The 15,423-nt window shown below is 65.9% G+C and carries 14 protein-coding genes; 9 read left to right on the plus strand and 5 right to left on the minus strand.

All coding sequences use genetic code 11. The annotated features are described in order from the left end of the window. The first annotated feature begins 26 nt into the window (after nt 1–26). A complete protein-coding gene (locus tag ASE16_RS17790) occupies nt 27–248 on the plus strand; it encodes a hypothetical protein (protein WP_055898215.1) in 222 nt (73 codons plus the stop codon). A 10-nt stretch (nt 249–258) separates the two neighbouring features. On the opposite strand, the gene ASE16_RS17795 is transcribed toward ASE16_RS17790, so the two are convergent. After that, a complete protein-coding gene (locus ASE16_RS17795) occupies nt 259–918 on the minus strand; it encodes a DUF2461 domain-containing protein (protein WP_055898219.1) in 660 nt (219 codons plus the stop codon). A 146-nt stretch (nt 919–1,064) separates the two neighbouring features. Here ASE16_RS17795 and purL point away from each other — a divergent pair, with 146 nt between their 5' ends. Then, nucleotides 1,065–3,383: a phosphoribosylformylglycinamidine synthase subunit PurL gene (purL, locus tag ASE16_RS17800; protein ID WP_055898224.1), complete on the plus strand. Its 2,319-nt coding sequence runs from the start codon at nt 1,065–1,067 to the stop codon at nt 3,381–3,383. Between the two features lie 19 nt (nt 3,384–3,402). Further along, a complete protein-coding gene (locus ASE16_RS17805) occupies nt 3,403–4,176 on the plus strand; it encodes a class I SAM-dependent methyltransferase (protein ID WP_055898227.1) in 774 nt (257 codons plus the stop codon). Between the two features lie 130 nt (nt 4,177–4,306). Here ASE16_RS17805 and ASE16_RS17810 read toward each other — a convergent pair whose 3' ends face one another. Next, nucleotides 4,307–5,218 (minus strand): DMT family transporter, encoded by a 912-nt coding sequence (locus ASE16_RS17810; RefSeq protein WP_055898231.1) that lies wholly within the window; start codon nt 5,216–5,218, stop codon nt 4,307–4,309. A gap of 141 nt (nt 5,219–5,359) precedes the next feature. Between ASE16_RS17810 and ASE16_RS17815 the strand changes: the two genes are divergently transcribed. Then, a complete protein-coding gene (locus tag ASE16_RS17815; RefSeq protein WP_055898234.1) occupies nt 5,360–6,853 on the plus strand; it encodes a glycosyltransferase family 2 protein in 1,494 nt (497 codons plus the stop codon). 30 nt (nt 6,854–6,883) lie between these two features. Here ASE16_RS17815 and ASE16_RS17820 read toward each other — a convergent pair whose 3' ends face one another. From ASE16_RS17820 to ASE16_RS17830, 3 genes are all read right to left on the minus strand, one after another. Continuing rightward, a complete protein-coding gene (locus ASE16_RS17820; RefSeq protein ID WP_055898238.1) occupies nt 6,884–7,303 on the minus strand; it encodes an organic hydroperoxide resistance protein in 420 nt (139 codons plus the stop codon). A gap of 67 nt (nt 7,304–7,370) precedes the next feature. Beyond that, on the minus strand, nt 7,371–8,297 hold the full coding sequence (locus tag ASE16_RS17825) for an SDR family NAD(P)-dependent oxidoreductase (RefSeq protein ID WP_055898243.1): 927 nt from the start codon (nt 8,295–8,297) through the stop codon (nt 7,371–7,373). Next, nucleotides 8,294–8,608 (minus strand): chorismate mutase, encoded by a 315-nt coding sequence (locus ASE16_RS17830; RefSeq protein ID WP_055898246.1) that lies wholly within the window; start codon nt 8,606–8,608, stop codon nt 8,294–8,296. Before ASE16_RS17830 ends, ASE16_RS17825 begins: the two co-directional genes overlap by 4 nt. Nucleotides 8,609–8,772: 164 nt before the next feature. Between ASE16_RS17830 and ASE16_RS17835 the strand changes: the two genes are divergently transcribed. From ASE16_RS17835 to essC, 5 genes are read left to right on the plus strand one after another with little or no spacing between them, the layout of a single operon-like run. Continuing rightward, on the plus strand, nt 8,773–9,063 hold the full coding sequence (locus tag ASE16_RS17835) for a WXG100 family type VII secretion target (protein ID WP_055898249.1): 291 nt from the start codon (nt 8,773–8,775) through the stop codon (nt 9,061–9,063). A gap of 25 nt (nt 9,064–9,088) precedes the next feature. After that, nucleotides 9,089–9,589, plus strand: coding sequence for a hypothetical protein (locus tag ASE16_RS17840; protein ID WP_157480456.1), 501 nt, complete (start codon nt 9,089–9,091; stop codon nt 9,587–9,589). Beyond that, the gene (locus ASE16_RS17845; protein WP_055898255.1) at nt 9,586–9,825 is read left to right on the plus strand and encodes an EsaB/YukD family protein; all 240 of its coding nucleotides are present in this window, start codon (nt 9,586–9,588) and stop codon (nt 9,823–9,825) included. The genes ASE16_RS17840 and ASE16_RS17845 overlap by 4 nt, the downstream gene beginning before the upstream one ends. 3 nt (nt 9,826–9,828) lie before the next feature. Continuing rightward, the gene (gene essB / locus ASE16_RS17850; protein WP_055898258.1) at nt 9,829–10,968 is read left to right on the plus strand and encodes a type VII secretion protein EssB; all 1,140 of its coding nucleotides are present in this window, start codon (nt 9,829–9,831) and stop codon (nt 10,966–10,968) included. After that, nucleotides 10,965–15,422 (plus strand): type VII secretion protein EssC, encoded by a 4,458-nt coding sequence (gene essC / locus ASE16_RS17855; protein ID WP_082581559.1) that lies wholly within the window; start codon nt 10,965–10,967, stop codon nt 15,420–15,422. Before essB ends, essC begins: the two co-directional genes overlap by 4 nt. Nucleotide 15,423: the final 1 nt, after the last annotated feature.

Raw genomic sequence — 15,423 nt, forward strand, 5'->3', positions numbered from 1 at the left:
CCGCACCGAGGTGGAACGCTGAGTCCATGCACCGTGCCGGCTGGTCGTCCTTCGTGTTCCTGGTCGGCGCGCTGACCCTGCTGATCGGCGCGTTCACCACGCACCTGCCGGTCGAACTCCTCGTGCTGAGTGGCGCCGCGACGCTCGCCGGACTCAACAACCTGCTGCGAGCGCGGAGCGATCCCACCGCCCAGCCCGACCGCGTCGCGCGGGCCGACCGCGAAGCGCCGACCCTGCCGCCTCGATAGCGATCCTCGCCTACGGCCGTTCGCGCCCCTCCAGCTCGCTTGCCCCCACGTGCTCCTCCAGCCACGCCCCGAGCACTCGGGATGCGCGCAGTGCGTCCGCAATGTGCGCCACGACTGCCTTCGACCCGATCCACGCGGTGTCCGCCGGCCACTCGCGCCAGGTGGCCAGGTTCTTGCGGCGGAGCAGCTCGATCCGCGAATGCTCCTTCGGGTAGCCGCGCGGTGCAGTCTTCAGCGAGTCGTGGCTGACCACCGTCAGCCCACGTGCCTCGACCGCCGCGATCGCGTCCTCGAGGGCGGGGCCGCTTTCGTCGTCCGCGACGGCTGCGCGGTAGCGGTCGAGCTGGTCCGGCGCCATCGTGTGATAACCGGCTGCGACGCCGAGCCCCGACGCCGAGAACTGCACGTAGCCGCGTTCGAGAAGTGCGCCGATGTGCGTCTTGTACGGCGACTTGTCCTGACTGAACCGCACGTCGCGGTACGGCCGGAACACTGTCCCGTTCCCGAACTCGTCGGCAAGCTCGGCGAGCAGCGCCAGCATCGGCGCGAGCACCTGCGTCTCGTACACCTCCTTGTGCGACGTCCAGTACGCCTTCGAGTTGTCGGCCTCGAGCCCGAGGTAGAAGTCGGCTGCGGCGCGCGACCAGCCGGGGAACGCTGCCCTGGTCATCGCCGCGCTCGTTCTCTCGAAATCTGCATCCCGCGTCCTCTCGACACGACCATCCTGGCACCATCCGCACCCCGCCCTCCGCACCCCGCCACCCCCGGTAGACTGGTCGCATCCCCGCCACCGTCTCCCCTCTTTGGAGTGCCAGCGTGACCGACACCACCACCACGCACGTCGTCGACACCGTCGAGAATGCGATCGCCACTCCTGAGCGCGAGCAGCCCTTCGCGGCGCTCGGCCTGAAGGAGGACGAGTACGCGCGCATCAGGGAGATCCTGGGGCGGCGCCCGACGAGCGGTGAGCTCGCCATGTACTCGGTCATGTGGTCGGAGCACTGTTCGTACAAGTCGTCGAAGATGTACCTGCGGCAGTTCGGGCAGAAGGTCACGCCCGCCATGAAGAAGAACCTCATGGTCGGCATGGGCGAGAACGCCGGTGTCGTGGATGTCGGCGAGGGCTGGGCGGTCACCTTCAAGGTCGAGTCGCACAACCACCCCTCCTACATCGAGCCGTTCCAGGGCGCTGCGACCGGCGTCGGCGGCATCGTCCGCGACATCATCTCGATGGGCGCGCGGCCCGTGGCGGTCATGGACCAGTTGCGGTTCGGCGCCATCGACAACCCGGACACCGCCCGCGTCGTGCACGGCGTCGTCTCCGGGATCTCGTTCTACGGCAACTGCCTCGGCCTGCCGAACATCGGCGGCGAGACATACTTCGACCCGGTATACCAGGGCAACCCGCTGGTGAACGCCCTCTCTGTCGGCGTCCTCCGTCACGAAGACCTGCACCTCGCCAACGCGTCAGGCCTCGGAAACAAGGTCGTCCTGTTCGGCGCCCGCACCGGCGGCGACGGCATCGGCGGCGCGAGCATCCTGGCGTCCGACACGTTCTCTGCCGGCGGCCCGACCAAGCGTCCTGCCGTGCAGGTCGGCGACCCGTTCGCCGAGAAGGTACTCATCGAGTGCTGCCTCGAGCTGTTCCGCGACAAGCTGGTCGAGGGCATCCAGGACCTGGGCGCCGCCGGCATCTCCTGCGCCACCAGCGAGCTGGCGTCGAACGGCGACGGCGGCATGTTCATCGAGCTGGAGAAGGTGCTGCTGCGCGACCCGACGCTCACCGCTGAGGAGATCCTCATGTCGGAGAGCCAGGAGCGCATGATGGCCGTCGTCAAGCCAGAGCTGCTGGATGCGTTCCTCGCGGTCACCGCGAAGTGGGACGTCGAGACCAGCGTGCTCGGCGAGGTCACCGACACCGGCCGCCTCGTCATCAACTGGCACGGCGAGGAGATCGTCAACGTCGAGCCACGCACCGTCGCGGTCGACGGCCCGGTCTACGAGCGTCCGGTCGCGTACCCGGCCTGGATCGACGCCCTGCAGGCCGACAGTGCCTCGCGTCTCGCCCGCCCGACCAGCGGCGACGAGCTGCGCGACCAGTTCCTCGCACTGCTCGGCAGCGCGAACCTGGCCGACAAGGGTTGGATCACCGACCAGTACGACTACTTCGTCGGCGGCAACACCGCCCTCGCCTTCCCCGACGACTCCGGCATGATCCGGGTCGACGAGGAGAGCGGCCTCGGCTTCGCCATCGCCACCGATGCGAACGGCCGCTACTGCCAGCTCGATCCGAAGCAGGGTGCTGTGCTGGCCCTGGCCGAGGCGTACCGCAACGTCGCAGCATCCGGTGCTGTGCCCGCGGCGGTCACCGACTGCCTCAACTTCGGCAGCCCGGAGAACCCCGAGGTCATGTGGCAGTTCTCGCAGGCCGTCGAGGGCCTGTCGGACGCCTGCCTCGAACTCGAGATCCCGGTCACCGGCGGAAACGTGTCGTTCTACAACCAGACAGGCACCAACCCGATCTTCCCGACCCCGGTGGTCGGCGTGCTCGGCGTCATCGACGACGTGGCCCGCCGCATCCCGAGCGGCTGGCAGGACGAGGGCGACAACATCTACCTGCTCGGCGTCACCCGCGAAGAGCTCGACGGCTCCGCCTGGGCGGGCACCGTCCACGGGCACCTCGGCGGACGTCCGCCTGCGGTCGACCTCGCCGGTGAGCGCAACCTGGCCGAGCTGCTGCACGCCGCGTCGGTCGAGAGTCTCGTCGCGTCGGCGCACGACCTGTCGGACGGCGGCCTCGCCCAGGCTCTCGCCGAGTCGGTCATGCGCTTCGGCGTCGGCGCACGCGTCTGGATCACCGAGATCATGGAGCGCGACGGCGTGGATGCGGCGACCGCCCTGTTCAGCGAGTCGACGGGCCGCGTGCTGGTCTCCGTTCCGCGCGAGGACGACGTGAAGTTCCGGGGCCTCTGCGAGGGTCGCGGGGTGCCTGCGCTGCGCATCGGCGTCACGGACGCCGAGGTCGGCGCCCAGCCGGTCCTCGAGGTCCAGGACCAGTTCACGGTCGGCCTGGAGGAGCTGCGTGGCACCCACCGCTCGACCCTCCCCGAGCACTTCGGCCCGGTCGTCGCCTGACGGCGGCGCCTCTCGCACGATGTCGCGCCCGTCTCGCAGCTTCGACGAGCTGGTCGCTGAGGCGGCCGCCGTCGACGTGTCCGGCTGGGACTTCTCCTGGCTGGACGGCCGCGCCACCGAGCAGCGGCCGAGCTGGGGGTACGCCCGCCTGCTCGCCGACCGGCTGCGGGGTGCCCGTGCCGCGCTCGACGTGCAGACCGGCGGTGGCGAGGTGCTCGCGTCCGCTGCGCCGTTCCCGCCCGTGATGGTCGCGACGGAGTCGTGGGCGCCGAACGTCGCGGTGGCGACGCGACTGCTGCATCCACTGGGCGCTGTGGTCGTCGCCGACCCCGACGAGCCTCCGCTGCCGTTCGCCGACGCCGCCTTCGACCTGGTGACCAGCCGCCACCCCGCGACGATCTGGTGGGAGGAGCTCGCCCGCGTGCTCCAGCCGGGCGGAACGTACTTCGCCCAGCACGTCGGCCCGGAGAGCGCCTTCGAGCTGATCGAGTTCTTCACCGGGCCGCTGCCGGAGGCGAACCACCGCGGACGCCACCCCGACGACGAGACCAGGGATGCGCGTGCGGCAGGGCTCGACATCGTCGACGTGCGCACCGAGCGGCTGCGGATGGAGTTCTTCGACATCGGCGCTGTCGTCTACATCCTGCGCAAGGTGATCTGGTGGGTGCCCGACTTCACGGTGGACCGCTACCGCGACCGCCTGCTGGCGTTGCACGAGCTGATCGAGCGGGAGGGCGCGTTCGTGGCGTGCTCGTCGCGCACGCTCATCGAGGCGCGGAAGTCAGTGGCATGACTCAGTGCAGCATCGAGCGTCTCGCGGGCCGCGACGCTGTGGTGCACCTGTTCACCAGCACATACACGACAGGGTCGACCCTCTACGTCGACGGCGGCTACGCCCTGCGCTAGGCGGATGTCGCGGCCGGCTACGCCGCCCGGTCCACCAGTTCCGCCTGCCGCCGCGTGAACAGCCGCACGCGCTGCTGCGTCAGCAGGATGCCGGCGATCACCACCAGCGCGCCGACCGGCTCGTTCCAGCTCAGCGTCTCGCCGAGCACCAGGATGCCGAGCGCGACGCCGACCACGGGCGTTACGTACGTCACTCCGGAGGTCGCCGTCGGCCCCCACGCGCGCAGCACGTTCATGTTCCAGATGTAGACCACGCCGGTCCCCAGCGCTCCGAGCGCGAGCAGACTGAGGAGCACCGGCCAGCTGAACGTGATCGGTCCCCAGGCGATGACGGGCGTCAGCAGCAGCATGATCACGGCGGCCACGCCGATGTTCATCACCGCGATGGTGGTGGCCGGCATGGCCCTGTGGCTGATGAAGCGGCGGATGTAGCCGAAGCTGAAGCCGTAGCAGGTGACAGCGCCGAGGCACGCGAGCTGCCCCCACAGGCTGCCGGAGAGCGCGGCGATCTGCCATGGACCGACCACGATCACCACTCCGAGCACGCCGATCGCCACGCCGAGGACCTGGTCTCGGTTCAGCTTCTCCACCCGGAACGCGACCGTGACCAGGATGGCCGTGGTGATCGGGGTGACGGCGTTGTAGATGCTCGCCAGGCTGGAGGAGACGTACTGCTCCGCCCAGGCGAACAGCAGATACGGGATGACGCAGTACGTGAGTGCTACCACCAGGAAGTGCAACCAGACGATGGGCTCGCGCGGGAGCCTGCTGCGGGTGACGATCGCGATGACCACCAGCGTGATCGCGCCGAAGACCAGGCGCGCCCACACCACCTGACCGAAGCTCACGCCCTCCAGCCCGACCTTCATGAACAGGAAGCTGGCGCCCCAGACGAGCCCCATGGCGATGAACTGCAGTGCGACCTTCACGGTCCGACGCTATCGGTACCCGCCGACGCCCGCTGGCAGGAATCGGACACAGCGCGGAGCGCATCCGCGCATCCCCGCCGGACGGGCGAGCAGACCGGGCTGTCTCCTGTTGGTATCGTGGCCGTCGAAGGGGAGGCAGACATGGACGTGGTGGCCGTACTGCAAGCGATCGGCGTCTGGGTGTGCCTGATCCTGGCACTCACCGGGCTGATCCCGGTCATCGCGGCGGCGGCGACGTTCGTCGTCATCCCGTTCCACGCGTTCATCAACCACTACGGCAAGGCCAAGCCGTACCTGCCGAGGGTGGCGATCGTGGTTCCGGCCTGGAATGAGGGCGCGGTGATCGGCGCATCCATCGACCGGCTGATGAAGCTCGACTATCCCCGTGAGGCGCTGCGCATCTTCGTGGTCGACGACGCGAGCACCGACCTGACTCCGGATGTGGTCCGCGAGAAGGAGGCTCTCTATCCCGGCAACGTGGTGCTGCTCCGCCGCGACAAGGGCGGAGAAGGCAAGGCGCACACCCTCAACCACGGCATCCGCGAGATCCTGAAGGACGACTGGATGGAGGCGCTCCTCATCATGGACGCCGACGTCATCTACCTGCCGGACTCCCTGCGCCGCATGACCCGCCACTTCGCCGACCCCGACGTCGGCGCCGTTTCCGCGTACATCCGCGAGGGCAGCAGCGACCGCAACTACCTGACGAAGTTCATCGGCGTCGAGTACGTGCTGTCGCAGCCGGCAGCGCGCCGCGCACAGAACGTGATGGGCGCGCAGGCCTGCCTCGCCGGAGGCGCGCAACTGCACACCAGGGAGAACCTTCTCGCCATCGGCGGTCAGATCGACACGTCGTCGCTCGCCGAGGACACGATCACCACGTTCGAGACGCAGCTCAAGGGCCGCAAGGTCGTCTTCGAACCGCACGCCCACGTGCTCGCGGAGGAGCCGAGGTCGGTCGACGCGCTGTGGAAGCAGCGGCTGCGCTGGGCGCGCGGCAACGTGACGGTGACGGCGCGCTACAAGAACATCTGGTTCCGCCCCAGCGGCAACCACCACCTCGGCGCATGGACGTTCGGCATCGTCTGGTTCAGCCTGTGGCTGCTTCCGCTCATCATGATCGCGTCGTCGATCGGGCTGGCCGGGCTGCTGTTCCTGCAGCAGGACTTCGCGACCAACGTGTTCCGCGTGCTCTGGATCTCCGCCGCCCTCGCCTACCTGTTCATCCTGATCCTCGGCTCGATGACGGATGCGGCGACCAGTAGACGCGAGCTTGGTCAGATCCTGCTGTTCCCCGGCATCGTCAACATCCTGGTGATGCTGACGGCGCTGTTCCCGAAGGTGATGCTGGTGTGGCTGCCCGGCCTGTTCGGCACGACCCTCAGCGGCGCGACCCTGTTCTGGCTGACGCTCGCCATCTACATCTGGATCCCGTTCTCGATGGTGGTCGCGTGGCTCGCGCGCACGGCGGACCGCACCCGCGCCGGCCGCTGGCTCGCGCCGACCTTGATCTACCTGGCCGGCTACGGTTCGCTGCTGTGCGCTATCACGTTCGACTCGTACCTGAAAGAACTCGCGCACGTCGAGGCGCGCTGGGACAAGACGGAGAAGGTCGGGCGGGTCGCGACGAACTGACGTGGCCGTCGCTGCGCGCGCGGACGCCGGCTACTCGACGATCGTGACCTTCACCGGGATGTTTCCGCGGGTGGCGTTCGAGTACGGGCACACCTGGTGCGCCTTCTCGGCGAGCAGGTCTGCCTGTTCCCTGCCGACGCGCGGGATGTACACGTCCAGCTCGACGGCGAGCGCGAATCCACCTTCGCCGTTGCCTCCGATGCCGACGCTCGACGAGACGGCGGCGTCGGTGGTGTCCAGCTTCTCGCTACGGCCGACGGCGTGGATGGCGCCGAGGAAGCAGGCAGCGTACCCCGCGGCGAACAACTGCTCCGGGTTGGTCCCCTCACCCGATCCGCCCATTTCCTTCGGCGGGCGGGTGTCGAAGTCGATCCGGTCGTCCTCGCTTCGGACGTGTCCGTCCCGTCCCCCACCAGTGGCGTGCGCGATTGCGGTGTAAGCGATATCCATGCCTTCAGCACACAGCAGCGCTCTGAACGGCCGCTGGGAGACCGGTGGGGTGGGTGGGTGTATGGCGTCAGGGAGCGACGGTGAACCGCTGTCCCGTGTACTCCTCCAGCAGCTCCCACACTCGCGCCCCGACCGTCCTGTCGCGGCTCGTGCGTGTGGCGAGCGCGCGGGCGGGTGCGCCCTTCGTCACCCAGCGCGGGCCGAGGAAGTCTCCGCCGCGCACCTCGGGGTCGAGCGCAGCGCGCACCGGGACCCAGGCACCGTGGTCCTTGCCCTGCGTCCAAGCGGCCTGGAGGTTGTCGGCGAAGCGCTTCGCCTTCGACGGCTGGTTCACGCCCCGGATGCCCGGGGTGCGGCCAGAGGTGGAGTACCCGGGATGCACGACAACGCTCGCGATGTCCTTCCCGGCCGCTCGCAGCCGCCTGTCCAGCTCGAACCCGAGCACCTGCGCCGCGATCTTCGACTGCGCGTACGCGTTCCAGGAGTTGTAGCTCCCGTCGAGCTGCAGGTCGTCGACCGGGAAGCGCGAGAGCAGGGTCGCCAGGGAGCCGAGCGTGACGATCCGCGCGCCCGGCGTGCGCTCGAGCACGGGAAATGCGAGAGCGGTGAGCTGGAAGTGACCGAGGACGTTGGTGGACAGCACGAGCTCGTTGCCGCGCGCATCCACTGCTCTGTCTGCCGGTGGATGCACGATGCCGGCGTTGAGGAGCAGCACGTCGACCCGCTCCCGCTGCAGGAGCGCGTCTGCGGCCTCGGTGACGGACCCCGCGTCTGCCACGTCGAGAGGCGTCGCCCCCACGCTCGCACCCGGGACGCGGCGGCGGATGGCCGACACGGCCGCCTCCGCTCGTTCAGGGCTGCGGCAGGCGAGCACCACGTGGGCACCCGCCGCTGCAAGCTGTTCGCTGGCGAAGTATCCGACGCCTGCGTTGGCGCCCGTGACCACGACCGTCTTGCCGTGCGCGTTCGGCACGGCGGCAGGGTCCCAGGTCACCTGGCGCTCTCTGTGGCGATCCGTTCGTGATGGTGGATGACCTCGGCGACGATGAAGTTGAGGAACTTCTCCGCGAATGCCGGGTCGAGGTGGCTCTCCTCCGCGAGCGCGCGTAGCCGTTGGATCTGCTCGCGTTCGCGTTCAGGATCGGCGGCGGGGAGCCCGTGCTCCGCTTTCAGCGCTCCGACCTGCTGCGTGAACTTGAAGCGCTCGGCGAGCATGTGTACGACCGCTGCGTCGATGTTGTCGATGCTCTGCCGGATGCTGTGCAGCCGCTCGAGCGCTTCGGCAGTGTCCTCGTTCTGACCCATTCTCCGACTTTATCCGACCCGGCACTGTGCCGCCGCTGGGATGCGCCGGACTTGACGCGCGCCATTCGCCGCCTATACGTTAAAACACATTCAACATTTGTTGCACAACCGTACAAGAACGTTGAATAGCAATGCGGTATTTCATTATCAAATAGGGGGTTCACATGGGCCAGATCAGTGTCACACCAGAAGAATTGAAGCAGCAGGCTCAGGTCTACACGCGTTCGAAGGAAGAGATCGAGCAATCGATCCAGAATGTGAACCAGATGAACTCGACCATTGCCGAGCAGTGGAAGGGCCAGGCTTTCCAGGCATATCTCGAGCAGTACAACCAGCTTCACGAGAGCGTGAAGAAGTTCGAGGAACTGCTGGTGAACATCAATGAGCAACTCAACAAATATGCCGACACCATCGCCGAACGTGACGCGCAGGACGCGCAGAGCTTCGGCTTCTGAACCCGTTCCACACCACAGAGACACGATGCGACCACGGTCGCGTTTCCCGGCGCACAGCATCCTCGTGTGCACGCTTGCTGTCGCTCTGACAGTCGGTGCACACGCGGCGTCGCCCGCCACCGCCGATACCGACGACGACGCCGGGCGATTGGATCTGAACACCAACGTCCTGGTTAACGAGTCGGTCGGCACGGGCACCGCCGGTGATTTCGCCATTCGCGGCAGGCTGTTCTCGGCAGATCTCGCGGCTCGGGCACACGAGCAGCGAGAGGCCGACGCCGAACGGCTCGGTGTGGTCGGCACCGTGACGTTCGCGCCGTCCGGTGTCGTTGCCGGCGAACACCAAGCTGTGCGGGAAGCGCTGTTCGATGACTACTCCACGGCGGTGCTTTCCGAGGTTCGCGAAGCCCGCACGGAGTCTCCGGTCCTCTACGCCCTCGTGCTGGTGGCAGGCGTCCCACTCGTGCTGGTGGCGGGTCTGGTGCTGGGGAGGCTCTGGGCGCGACGAAAGCGAGCAGCTGCGTGATCGAGATCACCCTTGTGTTGCAGGGCAAGCAGATTGATCTGGTCGTGCCAGGCGAAGTCACGCTCGACAGACTGCGTCGGCTGATCGGAGCTGCCTTCGCCGAGAAGGGCCTGGTGCTGCCCGGCGATTTCTCCCTGGCGCTCGACGACAAGGCTCTCGGGCTGAGCGGCTCTGACGTGATCGCATCGTTCGGTGTCGGCAACGGTGATCGCCTGCAGATTATGACGAAGAGGTGAGCAATGCGTATTGAGTTGGAAGGCACCGTCCTCGAGCTTGACGCCGGTGGTGGCGCTCTCCGTGTCGACGTATCCAAGAACGGTTACGACGCGGCGTACCTCGACGTGATCCAGCGATACGTCGACGCGCGTGAGACGGAATCAGGGCTCAACCTCGACTACGCGCTCACTGACGGAGAAATCAGCTTCAGGGATGCCGTCAGCCGGGCAATGACTCGACGCGACCGTCTGGCTCTGGCGCAGAAGCTCGTGGCGTTCGTCAGCTATCGGGGCAGTTTCAGAGTGCCGGTGGTCCACCCGGACAACGTCTATCTCAACGGTGACCTGCTGCGGGTGGTGCACTGCGGCTTGCAGGGCATGCTCGCTCCGATGGCTTTCGACGAGTCGCTGTTCCTCCGGTCTCTGCAGGCGATGGTGCTCCAGATCTTTCGCCCGAAGCTCGCTTTCGAACACATCCTCGACGGGGCTAGGGGGCTCAGGGATCATTTCTCGAACTCGGTGCGGCAGGCGACCACGACGGACGAACTGTTCACATTCATCGATGCGCAATTGAAAGCCGAGCACGCGGAGGCCGTGGCGACCAGGGTGAGCGTTTCGAGACGCCGCTACGCCTGGTACCGGGCCATGGGCGTGGTCGGCGTGACTGCCGGGCTGGCCGCCGGGGTGTTCGCTTGGCAGGCCGAGAGCCAGAATCGTCTGCAGTCGGCCGTCGTCGGCGCCCAGGCGAAATTCCTGGCGAGTGATTTCGCCGGGGCGCTCGGTGAGCTGGAAGACTATGCGGCCACCGCGCTGCCGCCCTCTGCCAAGTACGTATTGGCCGTGTCGAGCATCAAGCTGGACGATCTCACAACGGCGCAGAAGCAGGCCATTCTCAACAATGTGTCCGAGAAATCCGATGACGTCACGCTGAACTACTGGATCGCTATCGGGCGCGGCGAGTTCGAGCAGGCACTCGATTTCGCGCAGAACCTCGGCGACGACCAGCTCACGCTGCTGGCATACACCGACCTGTATCAGGCGACCAAGCTCGACACCCAGATGGCAGGCGGCAAAAAGCAAGAGCGCCTCGACCGCTACGCGAAGGCGATCGACGAGCTGACGGCGAAGCTTGCGGGTTCGGGCGCTGAGGCGGCGAAAAGATGACCGTGTTCGACGTAGAGCAGCCTGGGGACCCTCGGCAGGTGGCTCTCGATTCCCGACTCGATGCGAGCCGGTTGCAGTATCTCGTGTATGTGCTCGATGGTCAGCGCGCGATCAAACTCGCGCTCACTGAAGACCATCCGTTCGTCGATCATCACGGTCACAAGCTCAGCGTGATCAATGCCGCGCTTTACGCGGATGGCGACCGCCTCAGCGATGGACTGCACACGGTGGGTGACCTCACCTGTCTGGTGGTTTCCGCCTCCTGCGCCGTCACCAGGTTCTTCACCATCGACCAGAGCGCGGAGTTCGTCATCGGAGATGCGCCGTACGCCGGTATCAGAGCGGTGGACTCACCGCTCCTGATCGTGCGTGATGGATCGCTGATCGTCGACCCGCTCGATCGGCTCGTGTACGTGAACGACGCGGCGGTCACAGATCGGCAGAGCTTCGACATCGTTGCCGGGATGGTGGTGCTGGCCGAAGGATTCCTGCTTGAGAAACGCCCGACGCAATTCAAGATCACGCAGCTTCATTCCGGCCTCATGTTCGATCACACGAAGCTGCTGATCCAGCAGCCGGTGAGCGAGTTCCCCCCGGATTTCCCCGACTATCGACGCTCCCCGAAGCTGAATCTCGAAGTCGCCGAGGCCGAATTCACGCTGCAGGGCCCGGACAGGCCGGGTGCCAAGCCGAAGAACCGCGTCATGCGGATGCTGGTGCCCCCGTTTGCCATGATCGCGGCCATGGGTGCCACGACCCTGATCATGGGCAACAACCCGCTGATGTTGATCGGCATGGGGCTCGCGAGCATCTTGACGGCTTCCTTTACCGTGTCCCAGTTCGTCGCGGAGAAGAAGGAAGCAAAGGCGTCGGCGTTGCAGGCCGAGGAGGACTACACCCGCTACCTGCTGCGGACGGTGGCCGACGTCTCCCGCGCGTATGACGACGAACGCGAGGTGCTTCGGTATCAGCAGCCGAGCCCGCTGCAGCTGACCGAGATGGTCGAGCGATATGACCCGAGAATCTACGAGCGTCAGCGTTTCAACAAGGACTTTCTGAGCATCTCGCTGGGACTGTCCGATCGCCCTTCTGCGGTGAAGGTGTCCTCGGTCGTAAGCGAGAAGGACTCCAGCGCGCAGGGGCAGCATGTGACGGAGCTCGCAGCGGGGTTCCAGACACAACGCGATGTACCGACCCCGATCGACCTCTCCGGGCAGACGATCGGGCTGGTCGGGCCGCCCGAAGTCGTCACCGACTACGTGCAGTCGCTGCTGTTTCAGACCGCGTTCTTCCACTCCTATCGCGACGTGAACTTCGTGAGTCTGCTCTCGCGCGAGGCCTACGCGAAGACGTGGAACACCTGGAGGTTGCTGCCGCATTTCAAACTGCAGGAACTCAACATGCGCGGTCTGATCCACACGGAGAAGCTGCGTGATGTGGTGCTGAACAGCTTCTATCAACTCCTCCAGAAGCGCGTGCAACTCCGGAAAGAGGCCGGCACGCAGAAGCCGCAGTTCGCGCCGCACTATGTGTTCACGATCTCCGATTTCCGCTTCCTCGCCGGTCACGGCATCAACGAGCTCCTCGCCGACGACATGAGCGAACTCGGGGTGACGGTGATCTGGTGCAGCGAAGACGCGAAGCTGCTGCCCGAGACGGTGACCGCGCTCATCCAGGCGCCGCACCACGTTCGGGGCGAACTGACCACGAACAACAGCGTGTACGTCGCGACACCCTTCACACCGCACGCGCTCCCGCACGATCTTGAGCATTCGCTTCGCAAGCTGTCGAACCTGAACCATCTCGAGGTCGAGAAGAACGCGGTGCCGGAGTCGCTGAGCCTGCTGGATCAGTACGAGGTGAAAACCGTTGAAGACCTGCAGATCGCTGAGCGGTGGAGCCGGGCCGAACCGAGCAAATCGATCGCATCCCTGATCGGCTGGCGCGGTAAAGCCGACTACGTGCACTGGGATCTGCACGAGCGCGCGCACGGCCCGCACGCTCTCGTCGGCGGAACGACGGGTTCGGGGAAGTCCGAGTTCCTGACCACGTACCTCATCGGCCTCGCGATCAATTTCTCTCCCGAAGACATCGGAATGCTCATCATCGACTGGAAGGGCGGGGGCATCGCAAACACGCTTGACAAGCTGCCCCACTTCATGGGCGCCATCACGAACCTCGACGGTGCCGGCACTGCGCGAGCGCTCGCGAGCATCACGGCCGAACTCAACAAGCGACAGCGCGAATTCGCCATCTACGGCGTGAACAGCATCAACGCGTACATGAGCCTGTACAAGCAGCGGCACGACCCGAAGCCCGACGTCACATACCCGACCAAACCGTTGCCGCATCTGGTGCTCGTCTCCGACGAATTCGCCGAGCTCAAAGCGAATGTGCCCGAGTTCCTAGACGAGCTCACGTCGGTGGCGCGCATCGGGCGAAGCCTCGGCGTGCACCTGATTCTCGCAACGCAGAAGCCCAGCGGGGTGGTCAACGATCAGATCGAGGCGAACTCGACGTCGAAGATCGCATTGAAGATGGCGAGCGAGCAGGACTCCAACGAGCTGTTGAAGACCACCGACGCCGCGCACATCACCAACCCGGGTCGTGGGTTCCTCAAAGTCGGACAGAACGAGGTCTACGAGCTCTTCCAGAGCGGCTACGCCGGTGCGCCATACGACCCGGATGCGGTGGTGAGCGAGCAGATCGACGAGCGCATCTACAAGATCAACGACCTCGGCCAGTACGAACTGTTCTACGACCCAGACGAAGAGGTCACGCAGGGGAAGGACACGAGCGATCTCCCCTCGCAGTTGGAAGCAGTCATCGACACCATCGCCGACATCTTCCGCAGCGACGATGCGCTGACGCCTCCGGATAAGCCGTGGCTCCCGAACCTGCCGGCGAGCATCCCCACCCCCGAGTCTGGCCGCACCAGCGGCCTGAGTGTTCCGCTGGGCATGCTCGACATCCCCGCCCGTCAGGCGCAGGAGAACTACGAGTTCGATCTGGCACGGGCCGGACACACCGTGCTGTTCGGCAGCCCCGGCTACGGCAAATCGACCGTGCTGCAGACCCTCGTGATGAACCTTGCGAAGACCAGCACGCCTGAACAGGTGCAGGTGCAGCTCATCGACTTCGGGAACAACGGCCTGCTGCCGCTGAGGGGCCTGCCGCATGTAGCGGACATCGTCACCCTCGAAGAGGCCGAGAAGCTCGGCAAAATGCTCGACGTGATCGCGGCGCTCCTGGCCACGCGCAAGGAGCGCTTCAAAGAAGCCGGCGTCGCGAACCTGGAGCAGTACCGGGCGAAGACGGGGCGAGACCTGCCGATCGTCGTGACCGTGCTCGACGGATACGACAACCTCACCGCGAACGATCGCCGAAAGGAAGCGATCGATTCCCTGCTGTTGCAGGTGCTGCGCGAAGGCTCAGCCCTCGGCGTGAACCTCGTGATGAGCGCGAGCCGTGTCGGCGCGGTTCGCATGAACATGCTGAGCAACATGTCGACCAAGCTGTGCCTCTACCTCAACGAAGAGAGCGAACTCGCGCAGCTCATGGGGCGCGATCGGCTGACCCAGGCCGATCTCCCTGGTCGGGGTCAGGTACTGATCGACGTCCCCACCGCCATCCAGTTCTATCTCCCCGCACCCGGCAAGGACGGCGCCGAGACGCTCGCAGCCCTCGAACAGCAGATCGCCGCGCTGGGCGAGAGCTGGACGGGCGCACGGCCGACGGAGATCCCGATGGTCCCGCGGGAGCTCACGCCAGACGCGTTCCGGAGCTATGTGCCCCGTGAGGCGTCGCCGGACACGCTGTTCTTCGGGTTGAACAAAGGCAGTGCCGCACCCGAAGGCTTCGAGCTGTTTCAGGGTGAGTCCCTGGCGATCTTCCCCGAGACAGGAAAGCAAGCCGCGTTGCTGTATCCGTTCTTGATCAGTCAAATGCTGGGCGCTGCCGCTGGCGAAGATCTCGTGGTGATCGATGCTCACAACACGCTGGAACCGCTTCTCGGGTCAGCGGTGGGTCTTTATGTTGGAAAGACCATGCTCAAGGGCCAGGCCACGGTGGTGGCGAGGGCCTTGACGGAGCTGGTGGAGAACGGCGCTCAGACGCGGCAGTGCGTCGTGATCAACGGCATGACCGATGTGTTCGACAAGCTCACGCTTCCGACGGATCAGGTCGCTGAACTCCTGAGTGTCGGTAGTCAGAACGCCCAGCTGATCGTGCTGGATCACTTGTCCAGGGTGAACGGCAGTTTCGGCATGGTCGGGCCGGTGAAGGAGAACGTCGGCCAGATCCTGTTCGGCGGCGAATTGAGCACGCAGCGCTTCGTCGACAATCTGCCGCTATCGGTCAAGAAGGAGACCCATGGCAAGAGCGTGTTGCATTCGCTGAAGAACGACGAGCTCTTCCAGATTGTCGTTCCGATGGCGCACGAGAGCGAAGGTTAGC

This window comes from Leifsonia sp. Root227 (assembly GCF_001428745.1).
Classification (GTDB): Bacteria; Actinomycetota; Actinomycetes; order Actinomycetales; family Microbacteriaceae; genus Leifsonia.